Below are 18772 nucleotides of genomic sequence, written 5' to 3' on the forward strand. Positions count from 1 at the left end.
AGAGCTAGTCCGGCCGTAACGTGGGACGTTTCGACATCCACCGTCCTCCCCCAAGCGACTGGCGGCTATTGTCAGAAATTTCCCACAGGAGTACAAATGTACTCCATGACGACTCTAACGCCCCGCCGCACCGCCATCCTGACCTTCATCCGCGACCGCATCGCGCAGCAAGGCCAGCCCCCCAGCCTCGCCGAGATCGCCGAGGCGTTCGGCTTTGCCTCGCGCAGCGTGGCGCGCAAGCATGTGCTCGCGCTGACCGAGGCCGGTTTTATCGAGGTCAACCCCCACCAGGCCCGAGGCATTCGCCTGCTCAACCAACCGGTGCGCCCGGAATGGCTGGATGTGCCGGTGCTCGGTCGCGTCGCTGCCGGCTTGCCCATCGGCGCCGATGCTGAAGTGCACAGCCGCCTGCAACTGGACCCGTCGACCTTCGCGAAAACCCCGGACTATCTGCTGCGGGTGCAGGGCGACTCCATGATCGAAGACGGCATTCTCGACGGTGACCTGGTGGGCGTACGCCGCAGTGCCGAGGCCTTGAACGGGCAGATCGTGGTGGCGCGCCTGGACGGTGAAGTGACCATCAAGCGTTTCGAACGCAACGGCGACAGCGTGCGCCTGTTGCCGCGCAACCCCGCGTATCAACCCATCGTCGTCGGGCCCGACCAGGACCTGGCCATCGAAGGGGTGTTCTGCGGCCTGGTGAGGCAAGGCTGATGGGCGCCGTGGTTGCCCTGGACACGCTGTTCAATGGCGGGCGTGTCTGGAAGGGCCGGCCCGCCGCGCCGCCGGCCAGCGTGCAGCCCACCGGGCTGGCGGCGCTGGACGCGGTGTTGCCCACGGGCGGCTGGCCGGAGGCGGCCTTGAGTGAAATCCTGATGGCCAAGGAGGGCGTGGGCGAACTGCAACTGGTGCTGCCGACCCTGGCGCGCTTGTCAAAGGCGGGGGAGCGCATTGTGCTGGTGGCGCCGCCCTATACGCCGTATCCCCACGCCTGGCAGAACGCCGGGGTGGATTTGCGCCTGCTCTCGGTGGTTCAGGCCGAGGAACGCGATGCGCTGTGGGCGGTGGAGCAGTGCCTGCGTTCCGGCAGTTGCGGCGCGGTGTTGTGTTGGCCGCGCAAGGCCGATGACCGTGCGCTGCGGCGCCTGCAGGTGGCGGCGGAAACCGGACAGACCCTGGCGTTTGCCTGGCGCGCCTTGAGTGAGGCGGTCAATGCATCGCCCGCCGCCTTGCGCCTGGCCGTGGAGGCCAGGCCCGCGCAGGTGCGCGTGCTCAAGTGCCGTGGCGGGTTGGCTCATCCGGCGCCGATTGCGCTGGCGGGGCACTGAGCTTGCCATGCGCTGGGTGTGTATTGTCTTCCCGCAATTGGCGCTGGACGGGGTGCAGCGTGTGCACCCCGAGCCGGACCAACCGTTGGCCCTGCTGGCCGGCACGCCGCAGCGGCGGGTGCTGCAAACCGTCAATGACGCCGCCCGCGCCCTCGGCCTGCGCCCTGGCCAGTCGCTGACGGCGGCGCATGCCCTGGTCAAGCACTTTGCCTGCGCCGAATACGATCCCGCCGAGATTGAACGCAGCCAACAGTTTCTGGCCGCATGGGCCTACCAGTTCAGTTCCCAGGTCAGCCTGTACTACCCGCGCGCCTTGTTGTTCGAGATCGAGTCGAGCCTGGGCCTGTTCGGACCGTGGCCGCGGTTCGAAGCACGCTTGCGCAAGGAATTGACCGAACTGGGGTTTCGTCACCGCATCGTCGCTGCGCCCAACCCGGCTGCGGCGCGGGTGCTGGCCAATATGGATGATGGCCTGGCGGTACAGGATGACGGCTTGCCGCAGGCCCTGGCGTCGCTGCCGATCGACCGCGCCGGTCTCGACCCGCAGGCCGCCACTGCCTTGTCGCGCATGGGCCTGCGCAGCCTGGCCCAAGTGCAGGCGCTGCCTCGGCATACCTTGGCGCGGCGTTTCGATGCCGGTCTGCTCAAGCACCTCGATGCCCTGGTCGGGCAGCGGCCACTGGCCCTGGCGTTCTATCAACCGCCGGATCGCTTCGATGTGCGCATCGAGCTTAATTTCGACGTGCAGTCCCACCAGGCGCTGCTGTTTCCTCTAAGGCGTCTGACCGGTGATCTGTCCGCCTTTCTGTGTGGCCGCGACAGTGGCGTGCAGCGCTTCGACCTGCACCTGGAGCATGCCCAGGCGCCGGACAGTGTGATCCAGGTCGGCTTGCTCAGCGCCGAGCGCGAACCGGCGATGTTGTTTGAACTGGCCCGAGGCCGCCTGGAGCAGGTGCAAGTCACTTCACCGGTACGCGGCTTTCGCCTGGTGGCGCAGGATTTGCCGGTGTTCGTGCCGCAGCGCCAGGACCTGTTCGACGACCGCCCGCACCAGACCCTGCCGTGGGAGCAATTGCGCGAACGCCTGCGTGCCCGCTTGGGCGATGAGGCGGTGCAGGGCCTGCGCTTCCATGCCGACCATCGCCCCGAATGCGCCTGGCAAGCGGCGGTGGATAAACACCCGTGCCCGGCCTTGAGCCCCGTACAACGCCCCGGCTGGCTGCTGAACGAACCCACGCTCCTGGCCGATCATGGTGTGCAGATCCTCATGGGGCCGGAACGTATTGAATCCGGCTGGTGGGATGGCGCCGATATTCGCCGCGACTACTACCTGATCCAGACCCGCGCCGGCCAGCAAGGCTGGGCGTTCCGCAACGTTGGCCAGCGCGATGGATTGTGGCTGCAAGGCTGGTTTGCATGAAAATTACCGAGATGCCGCTGACGGCCACCTGTAGGAGCGAGCTTGCTCGCGAAAAACGCCCAGTCAACACGGTCACCCAGAAAACCCGCGTCAACGTTAACGACCTTCGCGAGCAAGCTCGCTCCTACAGTGAACTGCACTGCCTGTCCAACTTCAGCTTCCAGCGCGGCGCGTCGAGTGCGCTGGAGTTGTTCGAGCGCGCCAAGCGCCAAGGCTACAGCGCCCTGGCAATCACTGACGAATGCACCCTGTCGGGCATCGTGCGTGCCTGGCAGGCAGCGAAGGCGGTGCAGTTACCGCTGATTATCGGCAGCGAGGTGCGCATCGAAAACGGCCCGAAACTGGTGCTGCTGGTCGAAGACCTCAGCGGCTACCAACACCTGTGCCGCTTGATCACCCTGGCCAGGCGGCGTGCCGAAAAAGGCCGCTATCGCCTGCTGCACGAGGACTTCGAGCAACCGCTGCCTGGCCTGCTGGCACTGTGGGTTGCCGAAGACAGCGACACCCAGGCCTCGATCCAGTGGCTGCGCCGCACCTTCGCCGGGCGCCTGTGGCTGGCGGTGCACCTGCATTGCGGCCAGGACGATACGCGCCATCTGGAGCAACGTCTGCACCTGGCCGCCAGCCTGCAGATTCCGGCGGTGGCCTGTGGCGATGTGCATATGCATGCGCGCGGCCGCCGGGCCCTGCAAGACACCATGACCGCCATCCGTCATCACGTGCCGGTGGCCGACGCCGGTACGCGCCTGCACCCCAATGGCGAGCGGCACTTGCGCAGCCTGGAGGCGTTACAGGCGCTGTATCCCGCGTCGCTGCTCGAGCAAACCGAGGTCATCGCGCGCCGTTGCACGTTCGACCTCAGCCAATTGCGTTACCACTACCCGCGCGAGCTGGTCCCCACCGGCCATGACGCCAAGACTTGGTTGCGCGCGGTGACCGAAGACGGCATCGCCCGGCGCTGGCCGCACGGCATCGACGCCAAGACCTTGCAACAGATCAACAAGGAACTGGAACTGATCAGCGAGCTGGGCTACGAAAGCTATTTCCTCACCGTGCATGACATTGTGCAGTTCGCCCGCAGCCGTTCGATCCTGTGCCAGGGCCGCGGCTCGGCGGCCAACTCGGCGGTGTGCTTTGCCCTGGGCATCACCGAGATCAACCCGAGCCTGACGAACATGCTGTTCGAGCGTTTCTTGTCAAAAGAGCGCAATGAACCGCCGGACATCGACGTGGACTTCGAACATGAACGCCGCGAAGAAGTGCTGCAGTACGTGTTCCAGCGCTACGGCCGCACGCGCGCGGCCTTGACGGCGGTGGTCAGCAGTTACCACGCGACCGGCGCGGTGCGCGATGTGGCCAAGGCCCTGGGCTTGCCGCCGGACCAGATCAACGTGCTGGCCGAGTGTTGCGGGCGCTGGAGTGACGACGCGCCGCCCCTGGAGCGCCTGCGTGAAGCAGGTTTCGACCCCGAAAGCCCGATCCTGCGCCGGGTGCTGACCCTCACTCAACAACTGATCGGCTTCCCCCGGCACCTGTCCCAGCACCCCGGCGGCTTCGTGATTTCCGAATACCCGCTGGACACCCTGGTGCCGGTGGAAAACGCCGCCATGGCCGAGCGCACCATCATCCAGTGGGACAAGGACGACCTCGATGCCGTCGGCCTGCTCAAGGTGGATATCCTGGCCCTGGGCATGCTCAGCGCGATCCGCCGCTGCTTCGACCTGCTGCGCCGCCATCGCAATCGGGACCTGTCCCTGGCCTGCATCCCCAAGGAAGACCCGGCCACCTATGCAATGATCAGCAAGGCCGACACCATCGGCGTGTTCCAGATCGAGTCGCGGGCGCAAATGGCGATGTTGCCGCGGCTCAAGCCCCAAACGTTTTACGACCTGGTGATCGAGGTTGCCATCGTGCGGCCGGGGCCGATCCAGGGCGGCATGGTGCACCCGTACCTGCGCCGGCGTAACAAGGAAGAGCCAACCACTTACCCTTCGCCGGAACTCAAGGCCGTGCTGGAACGGACCCTGGGCATCCCGTTGTTCCAGGAACAGGTGATGCAGATCGCCATGGTCGCCGCCGACTACGGGCCCGGCGAGGCCGACCAGTTGCGCCGTTCCATGGCCGCCTGGAAACGCCACGGCGGCCTGGAGCCGCACCAGGAGCGCCTGCGCACCGGCATGCTGAAAAACGGCTACAGCGAAGCCTTCGCCGCGCAGATCTTCGAGCAGATCAAGGGCTTTGGCAGTTATGGCTTCCCCGAATCCCACGCGGCCAGTTTCGCCTTGCTGACCTACGCCAGTTGCTGGCTCAAGTGCCATGAACCGGCGGCGTTTGCCTGTGCGCTGATCAACAGCTGGCCCATGGGCTTCTACAGCCCGGACCAGATCCTGCAGGACGCGCGGCGCCATCGCTTGCAGATCCGCCCGGTGGACGTGCAGGCCAGCGATTGGGATTGCAGCCTGGAGCCCATCGATGGCGCGCAGCCGGCGATTCGCATGGGCCTGCGTATGATCGCAGGGTTTCGCGAAGAGGATGGGCGGCGCATCGAAGCCGCACGCCAGCGCCGCGCATTCAGCGACATTGCCGACCTGGATGAGCGCGCCGGGCTGGAGGCACGCGCCCAGGCGTTGCTGGCGGACGCCGGCGCCTTGCGCGCCCTGGCCGGCAACCGGCACACGGCACGCTGGGAGGTGGCGGGCGTGCACAAACAACTCGGGCTGTTTGCCGGCCTGCCCAGCCCGGAAGAAGCGGTGGTGGAGCTACCGGCACCGACGGTGGCTGAGGACCTGCACGCCGACTATGCCACGGTCGGCACTACCCTCGGCCCACATCCGTTGGCGTTGCTGCGGGCTGAACTGCGCAAGCGGCGCTGCCGCAGTTCACAGGAGCTGATGGGGGTCGAGCATGGGCGCAATGTCAGCGTCGCCGGCCTGGTCACCGGTCGGCAGCGCCCAGGCACCGCCAGCGGCGTAACCTTCGTGACCCTGGAAGATGAATTCGGCAACCTCAACGTGGTGGTCTGGCGCGACCTGGCCGAACGTCAACGCCAGGCCTTGGTCGGGTCGCGCTTGTTGAAAGTCGACGGGCGTTGGGAAGCGGTGGGCGAGGTGCGGCACCTGATTGCCGGGCGGCTTACCGACCTGACGCCGTTGTTGCAAGGCATCGATGTGCGCAGTCGGGATTTCCACTAAGACAGGTGACTTGTGCAGTCGTAACCCCATAAATTATAAGAGATGAAACCATCCGGGCCCGATGCGCTCCAAATTTCGCGACTGTCCTCTCTTTGCGCAGAGTAATCGATGCAATTCTTATCCAATCCCCATGGCTGTGAAGGCTGGGCCGGAGAAATGGCCCGGCGTATTCGCGCGTTCGATTGGTCTACCACCGACTTGGGCGCCATTGAACACTGGTCCACCAGCCTGGCCTGTACCGTGCAGATGATGCTCGCTTCTCCCGTGCCGATGGTGATGCTGTGGGGCCGGGCGGGGTACATGATCTACAACGACAGTTACTCGGTATTCGCCGGCGGCCGACACCCGAAGCTGCTGGGCATGCCGGTCGAGCTGGGTTGGCCGGAAGTGGCCGCCTTCAACCGCCACGTGGTGGACACCTGCCTGGCCGGCGGCACGTTGTCATTCAACAATAAGGACCTGGTGCTGTCGCGCAACGGCAAGCCGGAAACCGTCTGGCTGGATCTCTATTACAGCCCCGTCGCCGGCGACGACCAGCGACCCGCCGGGGTGCTGGCGATTGTGGTGGAGACGACCGAACTGGTGAGATCCGAGCAGGTGCGCCAAGAGCTCACCCACAACCTTGAGCAGCGAGTGGCCGCGGAAGTGCAGGCACGCTCGGCCGCAGAAGACCAGTTGCGCCAGTCACAGAAACTCGAAGCCATCGGCGGCCTGACCGGCGGCGTGGCCCATGACTTCAATAACCTGCTGCAAGTGATTGCCGGCAACCTGCACCTGCTGGCCCGCCATGAACCGGAGAACGCCCAGGTACAGCGGCGCGTCGCGGCAGCCATTGCGGCGGTGGATCGCGGGGCCAAGCTGTCGTCGCAATTGCTTGCGTTTGCCCGTCGCCAACCGCTGTCGCCGGCGGTGTACAACCCGCAACGCATCTACGCGGGCCTGGGTGAACTGCTGCAACGCGCGCTGGGGGAAACCATTCATATCGATGTGCAACTGCCCCAGGATTCCTGGTGCATCAATGTCGACCGCAACCAGTTGGAAAATGCACTGCTCAACCTGGCGATCAATGCCCGGGACGCCATGAAGGGCGAGGGCGTGATTCGGATCACCGGCGAGAACATCATCCTCAACCCCGACGACTGCGCGGGTAAGAGCATCAAGCCCGGCGAGTACGTGCGCCTGGCGGTTATCGACACCGGCGTCGGCATGTCCGAGACCACCCTCAAGCGTGCGTTTGAACCTTTCTTCACCACCAAGCGCGAAGGCCATGGCACCGGCCTGGGCCTGAGCATGGTGTTCGGCTTTGTGCGGCAAAGCGGCGGGCATGTGGAGATGTGGAGCGAGGAGGGCAAAGGCTCGGTGGTGCAGATGTATTTCCCCCACAGCCTGGAGCCCGAATGCCTGGATGCGGATACTGACCACGCGCCCCATAGCGGCGGTCAGGAAACCATCCTGGTGGTCGAGGACAATGAAGGCGTGCGCCTGACCGTGGTGGAGTTGCTCGAACAATCCGGCTACACCGTGCTCACGGCCGAGGACGGCGACCAGGCCATGCTCAAACTGCAAGAGGGTTTGCATCCGGAGCTGATTTTCACTGACGTGGTGATGCCCGGTCGCATCAAAAGCACCGACCTGGCTGACTGGGCTCGCGAACAAACGCCTCCGGTGCCGGTGCTGTTCACGTCCGGCCACACCCGCGACATCCTTTCCAGCAACCATTTGCTGACCCCCGATATACATCTGCTGAGCAAGCCCTACAGCCCCGAAGCCCTGACGCAACGGGTGCGCAGCGTGCTCACCGCCCGACAAGGTTGTCCATGACTTCACAGCGCAACATCCCGCCAATCACCGCCCAACACACCGGCTTCGTCCGCGTGCGTGGCGCCCGCGAACACAACCTGCGCAACGTCGACGTGGATATTCCGCGGGATGCCTTGGTAGTTTTTACCGGCGTGTCGGGGTCCGGCAAGTCGTCGCTGGCGTTTTCCACGGTGTATGCCGAGGCCCAGCGACGCTATTTCGAGTCGGTGGCGCCGTATGCGCGCCGGCTGATCGACCAGGTCGGCGTGCCGGATGTGGACAGCATCGAGGGCCTGCCGCCCGCCGTGGCCCTGCAACAGCAGCGCGGTACGCCGAGCGCGCGCTCGTCGGTGGGCAGCGTCACCACGTTGTCGAGCCTGATTCGCATGCTGTATTCGCGCGCCGGCAGTTATCCGCCGGGCCAGGCGATGCTGTACGCCGAGGATTTTTCGCCGAACCTGCCCCAGGGCGCCTGCCCGCAATGCCACGGTCTGGGGCGTGTGTATGAAGTGACCGAGGCGCTGATGGTGCCGGATCCTTCCCTGACGATTCGCCAGCGCGCGGTAGCGTCCTGGCCGTTGGCGTGGCAGGGGCAGAACCTGCGCGACATCCTGGTGACCCTGGGCTATGACGTGGATATCCCGTGGCGCGAGCTGCCGAAAAAGCAGCGCGACTGGATCCTGTTCACTGAGGAAACCCCCACCGTCCCGGTGTATGCCGGCTTCACCCCGGCGCAGACCCGCGACGCGCTGAAACGCAAACTCGAGCCCAGTTACCAGGGCACCTTCAGCGGTGCGCGGCGCTATATCCTGCACACCTTCACCCACACCCAGAGTGCGCTGATGAAAAAGCGCGTCTCGCAGTTCATGCAGGGCAGCGCCTGCCCGTTGTGCGAGGGCAAGCGCCTGACTAAGGCCGCGCTGTCGATAAAGTTTGCCGGGGTGGACATTGGCGAGTTGTCGCAGCTGTCGCTGGCGCAGTTGGCCGAGTTGCTGCGCCCGGTGGCGGCCGGGCAGGACAAGATGAAACTGTCGGTGGAAAAGCGCCTGGCGGCGCAGCGTATTGCCCAGGATTTGCTGGAGCGGGTCAGCACCTTGACCGAGCTGGGCTTGGGGTATCTGTCCTTGGAGCGCAGTACACCGACCTTGTCGTCCGGCGAGCTGCAGCGACTGCGCCTGGCCACGCAATTGGGCTCGCAGTTGTTTGGCGTGATCTATGTGCTGGATGAACCCTCGGCGGGCCTGCATCCGGCGGACGGCGAGGCGCTGTTCACCGCGTTGGAACGTTTGAAAGCAGCGGGCAATTCGTTGTTTGTGGTGGAACACGACCTGGAAACCATGCGCCGCGCCGACTGGCTGATCGATGTCGGCCCGGCCGCCGGTGAGCATGGCGGGCAAGTCTTGTACAGCGGGCCGCCGGCCGGGCTCGCCCAGGTGCAGGCATCGCAGACCCGTGAATATCTGTTCGCCGAAAAACGCGTGCCTAACCCGGTGCGCCGCACGCCTTCCGGCTGGCTGAAACTGGAAGGCGTCACGCGCAATAATCTCAAGGACTTGAACGTGGATTTCCCGTTGGGCTGCTTTACGGCGGTCACCGGTATTTCCGGTTCGGGCAAGTCCAGCCTGGTCAGCCAGGCGCTGCTGGAACTGGTGGGCAGCGGCCTTGGGCGCGCAGTGGAAAACGACGAAGAGCCGAGCCTGGAAGACGACGTGCCGCAAACCAGTGGCGGGCGCATCGGCGCTGGCCTTGAGCAGGTCCGCCGCCTGGTCCAGGTGGACCAGAAACCCATCGGCCGCACCCCGCGCTCCAACCTGGCGACCTATACCGGTCTGTTCGACAACGTGCGCAAACTGTTCGCGGCCACGCCGGCCGCGAAAAAGCATGGTTACGACGCCGGGCAGTTTTCGTTCAACGTCGCCAAGGGGCGCTGCCCAAACTGCGAAGGTGAGGGGTTTGTCAGTGTCGAGCTGCTGTTCATGCCGAGCGTCTATGCGCCATGCCCGACCTGTCACGGAGCGCGCTACAACCCCGAGACGTTGGCGATCAAATGGCAAGGCTTGAGCATCGCCCAGGTCTTGGGCTTGACGGTGGAACAGGCCGTCGACGTGTTCGCCGAACAACCGGGTGTGTTGCGTGCATTGCAGGTACTGCGCGATATCGGCCTGGGCTACCTGCGCCTGGGGCAGCCGGCCACCGAACTGTCCGGCGGCGAGGCGCAGCGCATCAAACTGGCGACCGAGTTGCAACGCACTGCGCGGGGCGCCACGTTGTACGTGCTGGATGAGCCTACCACCGGCTTGCATCCACGGGATGTCGACCGCTTGCTCAGCCAGTTGAATCACTTGGTGGAGGCGGGGCATACGGTGGTTGTGGTGGAGCATGAGATGCGCGTGGTGGCGCAGAGTGACTGGGTGATTGATATTGGGCCCGGGGCAGGGGACCTGGGTGGGACGGTGGTGGCTTGCGGCACGCCGCAGACAGTCGCCAAGAGCGAGGCCAGCCGTACCGCGCCATTCCTGGCCAGAGAACTGATCTAAGCATCAACACCGCTCGAATGTGGGAGCTGGCTTGCCTGCGATGACCATAAGTATCTACACATTTTTGTAGTGAGCGGGCTTGTCCCGCGCTGGGTGGCGAAGCGGACCCAAACCAGGCGAATTGGTTTTTTCTGAAACTGCGCGGTGTCTTTATTGGGGCGGCTTCGCCACCCAGCGCGGGGCAAGCCCGCTCACTACAGTCAGTTGTGTAGATACCTATGCACCGAGTTGTCTGCATCGCAGGCAAGCCAGCTCCCAGATGTTTGCTCAGTGTTGAGTCAGTTGGATTTGCTGCTTGGCCTGCGCCACCACATTTTCCACCGTAAACCCAAACTTCTCCTGCAACTTGGCCAGCGGCGCTGACGCGCCAAAGCTGTTCATCACCACCTTGGCCCCGGTCTGTCCCACATACCGATCCCAACCCAGCGGCCCCGCCTGCTCTACCACCACCCGCGCCTTCACCGCAGGCGGTAAGACGCTGTCGCGATAAGCCTGGTCCTGGTCTTCAAACAGCTCCCAGCTGGGCATGGAAACAACCTGCGCGGCAATCCCTTCGCTTTTGAGCTGTTCATAGGCCGCCACCACGAGGCTGACTTCGCTGCCCGTCGCCAACAGGATCACCTGGGGCTCATCCGCACCCGCCAGCACATAAGCGCCTTTGGCCGCGCCGGTGGCGGGCGCATATTTCGTGCGGTCCAAGGTTGGCAGCGGCTGACGCGACAACACCACGCAACTGGGCCGATGGGTCTGTGCCAGGGCCACTTTCCACAGCTCCAGGGTTTCATTCGCATCGCCCGGGCGCAGGGTCAGTAGTCCCGGTGTGGCGCGCAGTTGGGTGAGGTGCTCGATCGGCTGGTGCGTCGGCCCATCTTCACCCACGCCAATCGAGTCATGGGTAAACACAAATATCACCGGCAACTCCATGATTGCCGCCAGACGGATCGGCGGTTTCATGTAGTCGCTGAACACCAGGAACGTCGACGTGTACGGGCGCAGATAGGACAGCGCCATCCCATTGGCAATCGCACCCATGGCGTGTTCGCGGATGCCGAAATGCAGGTTACGCCCGCTGTAGTCGTCGGCACTGAAGCGCCCGGCGCCGTCGAAGGTGAGGTTGGTCTTGGTCGAAGGCGACAAGTCCGCCGAACCGCCGAGCAGCCAGGGAATCTGCCGGGCGAACGCATTCAGCACTTCGCCACCGGCGGCGCGGCTGGCCACGCCCTTGGCGTCGCTGTCAAAATGAGGCAGGTCGCTTTGCCATTGTTCGGGCATTTCCCCGGCACGCATGCGTCGCAGTTCGTCGGCCAGTTCCGGCTGGTCGTGCTCAAGCTGCGACAGCTGTTGCTGCCAGGCGTCGTACAACGGCTGGCTGCGCTCCAGCAGCGCCTCTTGCAATACGCTGCGGGCTTCGTCGGGCACCAGGAAGCTCGAATCCTGCGGCCAGCCGTAAGCGGCCTTGGTCAGGCGGATTTCGTCATCGCCCAGCGGCTCGCCATGGGCGGCGGCGGTATTGTGTTTGTGCGGCGAGCCGTAACCGATCACGCTGTCGACTACGATCAGGGTCGGTGCGCCGGTGTTTGCCTGGAAGGTCTCCAGCGCCGTGCTCAAGGCCTGCAAGTCGTTGGCGTCGGTGACGTGCAAGGTGTGCCAGCCGTACGCCTGGAAACGCTTGATCACGTCTTCGCTGAAGGCAAGCTCAGTGTGGCCTTCGATGCTGATGGTGTTGTTGTCGTAGATCCAGCACAGGTTCTCAAGCTTGAGATGCCCGGCCATCGACGCGGCTTCGCTGCTGATGCCTTCCATCATGTCGCCATCGCCGCACAGGGTGTAGACGTTGTAGTCGAACAGCACCTGGCCATCGCGATTGAAACGCTGGCCCAACCAACGCTCGGCCATCGCCATGCCGACACTGTTGGCGCAGCCCTGGCCGAGTGGGCCGGTGGTGGTCTCGACGCCGGTGGTCATGCGGTATTCGGGGTGGCCCGGGGTTTTCGAGTCGGCCTGGCGGAATTGCTTGATATCGTCCAGGCTGATCGCCGGCTGGCCGGAGCGCTTGCCATGGGCATCGATCTCGACCACGCCGGCCAGGTGCAGCAGCGAATACAGCAGCATCGACGCATGGCCCACCGACAACACAAAACGGTCGCGGTTGGGCCAGTCGGGATGTTCCGGGTGGTAGCGCAGGAAGCGGCTCCACAAGGTATAGCCCACCGGCGCCAGGCCCATGGGTGTGCCCGGGTGCCCGGAATTGGCCTTCTGCACCGCGTCCATGGCCAGGGTGCGAATGGTGTTGATGCATTGGGTGTCGACAGCGGTGGCGGCATGCGTCATGAAACCGGTCTCCCTCGGATGGCTATCTAGAGTGGAGGGCACGGCGCCGCAAAGGTTTGATCCAAAGGCCTGCGCTGCGACGAACGGGGATGGATCGCCCTCCCGAACATGACAAGACCCCCCGCAATGGTCTAGCTTCTAGGGCGTAAGTCATTGACCAACTGCGGAGGTACGCCATGCCAGTGAAACACGACCTGTATCAGGACTTGGGGTTGAGCAAGCAAGTCGTTCACGAACGCAGGGCGGGCGACAAACGCCTGGACTCGCTGCTCACTCGATACGACGCCGCCGACGGGGAGGTGCTGAAGGCGGAATCGGCAAGCGCCAGCGATGAGGATGTGGAAAAACTGAAGAAAAAACGGCTGTTGATCAAAGACGAAATAGTCGCGAAGTTGGGTTAAGCACGAGGCAAAATCCCTGTAGGAGCGAGCTTGCTCGCGAAGAACTCACAGGCACCGCGTTTATCCAGGATGCACGCGTTATCGTTAAGGTTTTTCGCGAGCAAGCTCGCTCCTGCACGTTTCATGTCATCCCAGCAGTGCCTGGATGCATTCATCTATGGAGCGCTGCTGCGTCTGGCCATACAGCTTCAATTCATCCACGGTCCGACGCCCCAGCGCCTGTTCAAACTCGGCCCTGTTCGCGTTGGCCGTGTAGTGGCTCTGCGCGGCGTCCCCCAGGTTCGACTGGAAAATCCCCGCCGCGCTCACCGGCAAGAAATCTTCATACACCAACGGCTCCACATCGATGTGGCCGGCCGCGATCAGCGCGTCCAGGGTGCGTGGCTGAGCGGCGCTGCCCCGCGCGGCCAGGCCTCGCTCGGTGGCGAAGTAGCGGTAGTACGCCAGGCCCTGTTCCCGCATCTGCGCGTGGTTGTCCGGGAAGGCCTGGAAGTGGTGTTCCATCAATTGCGTATACCGTGCGGCGTTGCCCTCATTGGGGAAGGCGCCCAGTTCATCGCGCGCGGCGTTCAGCAAGCGGTCGTACAGCGCGCGGCCTTTGGGCGTGAGCGCGACACCGCGTTGTTCGATTTCGCCAAAACGCGCGCTGTGACTGCCTTGGGCATCGGTGAAGGCGATGGCTTCGTCGAGGGCCTTGAAGCTGGTCTGGCGCAGCAGGATCGGGCAATGGCGGCGCGGTGGGCCTTCGATCACGGCCTTGGGCGTGATGCCTTTGCCGGGCATGGCGGCCTGGACCTGATCGATGTCCAGGGTGCGCGGAGTCAGGTGGTTGATGTGCGGGCCCTTGAAGGCCACCACGTCGGCGATCAGGCGGTGCTGGTCGCTCAATTTCCGGTACTGCGCGCCCGTGACCGTGGCGCTGGGGTGCCAGCGAAAGGTTTCCAGGGCCTGGCGCACGAATTCGTCAGCATCCACGGCATTGAGGCCGCCGTCCTTTTCCGCTTGTTCGATCAGCGCGAGGGCGCCGGGGGTGAAGATCGAGCGCTTGGCCAGGGCGGTTTCGGCGAAGGCGCGCAGCTCGAGGTTCTCGATCAGCTCCAGGCGCAGCAATGAGGTGAACACGCGAAACGGGCTGGTTTGCAGCGCCTGCTCGTGCACCGCGCGAAACGCAGTGGAATGCACCGGCACACCGGCCGGCGTCAGGTCGTAATAGCCCACCGGCTGCATGCCCATCACCGCAAACAGGCGGCAGATGGTCGCCAGTTCTGCGGCGGTGCCCAGGCGGATGGCGCCGTGGCGTTCCATGTCCAGGCGCCGGATTTCGCCGGTGCGTTGCAGCTGTTGCGCCAGCAGCGGCTGGGTGTCGAGCACGCGGGTATTGGTTTCGGCCACCAGTTCCATCAACGCGCCGTACAGGGGGACTTCTTCTCGGTACATGTCGGACATGGCCCTGGAAAAGCCCTTGCGGATCTCGTCTGGGCTGACAGGTGCGGTGGCGTGCATAGAAAAATTCCTGATGGCGACGGCGATGGAAAAAGCCTTTGCCTGAGTTTGTTGAGCCCGAGGCCTGCTTGCAAACGAAGATTGCTCAGGACTTCATTCTGCAAATGAATGAAATGACGCGGATATGACAAAAAACCGCCCGCCTGATCTTCAACTACACCTACGCGATCTTCTAAAGCTTCATGTGCACCCGGACGTCATTGGGCTCTACACTGCCGCTCACCTGGTAGGCGATGGAGGACCCGATGACGGCCACCCCCGACACCCGACTGCTTGATACCACCGAAGGCCTGCGCCTGGCGATGCCGCAGGCCGAACGCTGGCGCGAGTGGGGCCCTTACCTGAGTGAACGCCAATGGGGCACGGTGCGCGAAGACTACAGCGCCGACGGCGATGCCTGGGCCTACTTCCCCCATGAACAGGCACGCAGCCGCGCCTACCGCTGGGGCGAGGACGGCCTGGCCGGTTTCAGCGACAAGGCGCAACGCTGGTGCCTGGGCCTGGCCCTGTGGAACGAGCGTGACGCGATCATCAAGGAGCGCCTGTTCGGCCTCAATAATGCCGAAGGCAACCACGGTGAGGACGTCAAGGAATTGTACTTTTTCGTCGACGGCGTACCGAGCCATGCCTACATGCGCATGCTCTACAAATACCCCCACGCGGCCTTTCCCTACGACGACTTGACCGGCGAGAACGCGCGCCGTGGCCTGGAAGATGCCGAGTACGAGATCCTCGACACCGGGGTGTTCGAAGACAACCGCTACTGCGATGTCAGCGTCGAATACGCCAAGCATCAGCCCGATGACATCTTCATGCGCATCACCGTGCACAACCGTTCTGGCCAGCCGACGCGTTTGCAGGTGCTGCCCCAACTGTGGGCGCGCAACGATTGGAGCTGGACCTTCGATGCGCCCAAGCCGCTATTGAAGAGGGACGCAGAACAGGTGCTGGCGCGCCATCCCGGACTGCCTGACCGCCACCTCAGTGCCTGGGGCCAGGACGGGGTGGAGTGGTTGTTCTGCGAAAACGAAAGCAACCTTCCCAAGCTGGATGGGCAGCCGGCACCGGGGCCGTTCAAGGACGGGATCAATGATTACGTGGTCGAGGGGATTGAATCGGCGATTCGCCGTGACCTTGGCACCAAAGTCGCGGCGCGTTTCATCGTCAAGCTGGCGGGCCTGGAAAGCAAAACCCTCTACCTGCGTTTTGCCCCCGTCGGGGCGCCGCACGTCAGCGCCCGTCACTTGTTCCAACAGCGCCGCCAGGAGGCCGATGACTTCTACGCCGCCCTGCAGCACGGCATCGCCGACGACGATGCGCGCAATGTGCAGCGCCAGGCGCTGGCCGGTTTGCTATGGTCCAAGCAGCTGTACTATTTCGACGTCAACCAATGGCTCGACGGCGACCCGGCACAACCCGCGCCGCCGCCCGAGCGCCTGCACAACCGCAACACCCATTGGCGGCACTTGTCGAATTTCGACATCCTTTCCATGCCCGACACCTGGGAATATCCGTGGTACGCCTCGTGGGACCAGGGCTTCCAGGCGGTGGCCATTGCGCTGATCGACCCGTACTACGCCAAGCAACAGCTGCTGTTGCTGGTGAAAGATCGCTTCATGCACCCCAACGGCCAGCTGCCAGCCTATGAATGGCGCTTCGATGACGCCAACCCGCCGGTGCACGCCTGGGCCAGTTGGCGGGTGTACCAGCAGGACAAGGCGTTGACCGGCGTAGGCGATATGGATTTCCTTGAACGGATATTCCACAAACTGCTGTTGAATTTCTCCTGGTGGGTCAACCGCAAGGATGCCGAGGGGCGCAACCTGTTCCAGGGCGGTTTCCTGGGGTTGGACAATATCGCCTTGTTCGACCGCTCGGCCGCGTTGCCGCCGGGTTACCAACTGGACCAGGCCGACGGTACGGCCTGGGTTGCCGCCTACGCACTGGACTTGATGCGCATCGGCTTAGAGCTGGCCAAGCGCAACGTGGTCTACGTCGACATCGCGGTGAAGTTCTTCGAGCATTTCCTGTATATCGCCGGCGCCATCAACCGCGTCGATGACAGCGCCGAAGGCCTGTGGGATGAGCAGGATCTGTTCTTCTACGATGTGTTGCACCGTCCCGACGGCCAGAACGAGCCCGTGCGCCTGCGCTCGATTGTCGGCCTGATGCCGCTGTTCGCCGTGCTGGTGCTGGAACAGCGCGAGCATGAAGGCCTGGAGGGACTGCGCGAGCGTCTGTTGGGGTTCATGCAGCACCGGCCGGACCTGGCCAAACTGGTCTCACGCTGGAATGAGCCCGGGCAGGGCAATCGTCTGTTGCTGGCGTTGTTGCGCGGTGAGCGCACCAAGGACCTGCTGCGGCGCATGCTCGATGAAAGTGAATTCTTGTCCTTGTTCGGCGTGCGCTCCCTGTCCAAGGCCTTCGCCGAACAACCCCTGGCGCTGAAGATGAACGGCGACACCCTCAGCGCGTGTTACCGACCGGGGGAATCCGACTCGCGCCTGTACGGCGGCAACTCCAACTGGCGCGGGCCCTTGTGGATGCCGGTGAACTATATGTTGATCGAATCGCTGCGCGAATTTCACCGCTACTATGCCGAAAACTTTTCGGTGGAGTACCCGACGGGCAGTGGTTACCTGTCATCCCTGGAGGAAGTGGCCGACAGCCTCAGCCAGCGGCTGACCGGGTTGTTCCTGCGCGATGAAAATGGCCTGCGCCCCTCGATGGCGGGGTATGCGCAGTTGGAGGCGGATCCGGCGAGTCGCGACCTGGTGTTGTTCCATGAATACTTTCATGGCGAGACGGGGCGTGGGCTGGGCGCGTCGCACCAGACTGGCTGGAGTGCGTTGGTGGCGTTGTTGCTGCAACCAAAAACCTAGGCAACACCGCAGACTAAAATGTGGGAGCGGGCTTGCTCGCGAATGCGCAGTATCAGTCGATACATCTGTCGACTGACCCACTGCATTCGCGAGCAAGCCCGCTCCCACATTCGAATTGCAGCGTACTCAGGAAGGGAACAATTCGCTCAGCTTCATGGCCAGCATCATGTCGCCTTCAGTGCGCAGCTTGCCGCCCATGAACGCCTGCATGCCGTCGGTGGAGCCGTCGACGATGCCTTCCAGGGTTTCGCTGTCCATGACCAGGGTCACTTGGGCGTCCGGGTTTTCGCCTTCCTGCAGCGAGCAGGTCTTGTCCTTGACCACCAGAGAGAAGTTCTTGGTGTCGTCGATGCGGAAACCGAACACCAGGTCCAGGCCTTCGGCAGCGCTTGGGTTGAATTTGGCTTTCATTGCTTCTACAGCTTTGGCTACGTCAGTCATGGTTTCGATCCTTTTGGGTGGAGTCCAGTGACCTTGGGGTCACGGTTGGCCGCGGTTCATCGGTAGGTGATGAGCTGCGGCGCCTTCAACAGCTGCAAGTGGGTATGGCTGTTGAAGGAAGCCAGTGCCACCTCGCGACCGCGGAATTTCAGCTGGTTGAGCGAGGTGTTAACAATTTGCCAGTTCAGTTCGAAGGCCTGGGCGGCCGGCATTCGGGTAATCAGGTGGAGCAGGGCGGTGATGGTACCGCCGGAGGTGAACACCGCGATCTTCTGCGTGTTGTCCGCCGCTTCAAGGAGGCGTTGCAGGCCACCCTGGACACGCTCCACGAACCCCAGCCAGCTTTCCAGCCCCGGCGGGTCGTAGGTGCCGGCCAGCCAGCGCGCGATGATCAGGGCGAAGATGCGCTGGAACTCGCTGCGGTTCTGCGCGGCATTGCGCAGGACCTCCAGGGCTTCGGGTTCGGTGGTGAGCAGGTCGGGGAGCAGGGCGCGGATGATCGCGTCGGCATCGAATTCGTTGAAGGCGCTGTCGGTTTCAAGCAAGGGTACCGGCAGGCCGAGGGCGCTGTATTGGTCGAAGGTGGCGGTGGCGGTGTGCTGCTGGCGACGCAGGTCGCCGGCCACACAGCGGTCGAACACCAGGCCCATGTCTGCCAGGTGGCGACCGAGCACGTGCGCTTGTTCCACGCCGACGGGCGACAGGACGTCATAGTCGTCTGCACCGAACGAGGCCTGGCCATGTCGAATCAAATAGATGCTGCCCACGTCCGTTCACCCGGTACGTTGAAAGTCAGGCGAGGTTATGAGGATGCCTTCAAGCTGTCAATGGAAAAACATACGCTTGTTTTAAAAGCCCGTTGGAGGCCCGGCTTGCTGGCGGTTTGATCACTGGCCCGAACGCGGCCCCGTCGGTATGCTTGGGCCATTGTGCGCAGG

At 63.8% G+C, this 18772-nt stretch carries 12 protein-coding genes; 8 read left to right on the forward strand and 4 right to left on the reverse strand.

Annotated elements, in window-relative coordinates; all coding sequences use genetic code 11:
* Window positions 1-96 precede the first annotated feature (96 nt).
* The 6 genes from lexA to uvrA all read left to right on the forward strand — a co-directional run bounded on the left by lexA (window position 97) and on the right by uvrA (window position 10276).
* Window positions 97-714, forward strand: a complete 618-nt coding sequence (gene lexA, locus KVG91_RS22160) for a transcriptional repressor LexA (RefSeq protein WP_169376630.1) — start codon at window positions 97-99, stop codon at window positions 712-714.
* Complete coding sequence (imuA, locus tag KVG91_RS22165; RefSeq protein ID WP_169376631.1) at window positions 714-1328, forward strand: translesion DNA synthesis-associated protein ImuA; 615 nt, start codon at window positions 714-716, stop codon at window positions 1326-1328. Before lexA ends, imuA begins: the two co-directional genes overlap by 1 nt.
* Window positions 1329-1335: 7 nt before the next feature.
* Window positions 1336-2748 (forward strand): Y-family DNA polymerase, encoded by a 1413-nt coding sequence (locus tag KVG91_RS22170; protein WP_169376632.1) that lies wholly within the window; start codon window positions 1336-1338, stop codon window positions 2746-2748.
* Window positions 2745-5939 (forward strand): error-prone DNA polymerase, encoded by a 3195-nt coding sequence (locus KVG91_RS22175; RefSeq protein WP_225927038.1) that lies wholly within the window; start codon window positions 2745-2747, stop codon window positions 5937-5939. Before KVG91_RS22170 ends, KVG91_RS22175 begins: the two co-directional genes overlap by 4 nt.
* A gap of 108 nt (window positions 5940-6047) precedes the next feature.
* The gene (locus KVG91_RS22180) at window positions 6048-7760 is read left to right on the forward strand and encodes an ATP-binding protein (RefSeq protein ID WP_169376633.1); all 1713 of its coding nucleotides are present in this window, start codon (window positions 6048-6050) and stop codon (window positions 7758-7760) included.
* The gene (uvrA, locus tag KVG91_RS22185) at window positions 7757-10276 is read left to right on the forward strand and encodes an excinuclease ABC subunit UvrA (protein ID WP_169376634.1); all 2520 of its coding nucleotides are present in this window, start codon (window positions 7757-7759) and stop codon (window positions 10274-10276) included. Before KVG91_RS22180 ends, uvrA begins: the two co-directional genes overlap by 4 nt.
* 267 nt (window positions 10277-10543) lie before the next feature.
* Here uvrA and tkt read toward each other — a convergent pair whose 3' ends face one another.
* Window positions 10544-12607: a transketolase gene (gene tkt / locus KVG91_RS22190; protein ID WP_217894939.1), complete on the reverse strand. Its 2064-nt coding sequence runs from the start codon at window positions 12605-12607 to the stop codon at window positions 10544-10546.
* A gap of 176 nt (window positions 12608-12783) precedes the next feature.
* Between tkt and KVG91_RS22195 the strand changes: the two genes are divergently transcribed.
* Window positions 12784-13008, forward strand: a complete 225-nt coding sequence (locus KVG91_RS22195; RefSeq protein WP_169378451.1) for a DUF465 domain-containing protein — start codon at window positions 12784-12786, stop codon at window positions 13006-13008.
* Between the two features lie 126 nt (window positions 13009-13134).
* Here KVG91_RS22195 and hglS read toward each other — a convergent pair whose 3' ends face one another.
* Window positions 13135-14511, reverse strand: coding sequence for a 2-oxoadipate dioxygenase/decarboxylase HglS (gene hglS / locus KVG91_RS22200; RefSeq protein ID WP_169378452.1), 1377 nt, complete (start codon window positions 14509-14511; stop codon window positions 13135-13137).
* A 245-nt stretch (window positions 14512-14756) separates the two neighbouring features.
* On the opposite strand from hglS, the gene KVG91_RS22205 reads away from it, so the two are divergent.
* Window positions 14757-17393 (forward strand): MGH1-like glycoside hydrolase domain-containing protein, encoded by a 2637-nt coding sequence (locus KVG91_RS22205; RefSeq protein ID WP_169378453.1) that lies wholly within the window; start codon window positions 14757-14759, stop codon window positions 17391-17393.
* A gap of 126 nt (window positions 17394-17519) precedes the next feature.
* Here the strand turns inward: KVG91_RS22205 and KVG91_RS22210 are convergent, their stop codons facing one another.
* A complete protein-coding gene (locus tag KVG91_RS22210) occupies window positions 17520-17834 on the reverse strand; it encodes an SCP2 sterol-binding domain-containing protein (RefSeq protein WP_076950585.1) in 315 nt (104 codons plus the stop codon).
* Window positions 17835-17890: 56 nt separating this feature from the next.
* Window positions 17891-18601, reverse strand: coding sequence for a histidine phosphatase family protein (locus KVG91_RS22215; RefSeq protein ID WP_169378454.1), 711 nt, complete (start codon window positions 18599-18601; stop codon window positions 17891-17893).
* Window positions 18602-18772: the final 171 nt, after the last annotated feature.

It is taken from the genome of Pseudomonas azadiae, from assembly GCF_019145355.1.
Classification (GTDB): Bacteria; Pseudomonadota; Gammaproteobacteria; order Pseudomonadales; family Pseudomonadaceae; genus Aquipseudomonas; species Aquipseudomonas azadiae.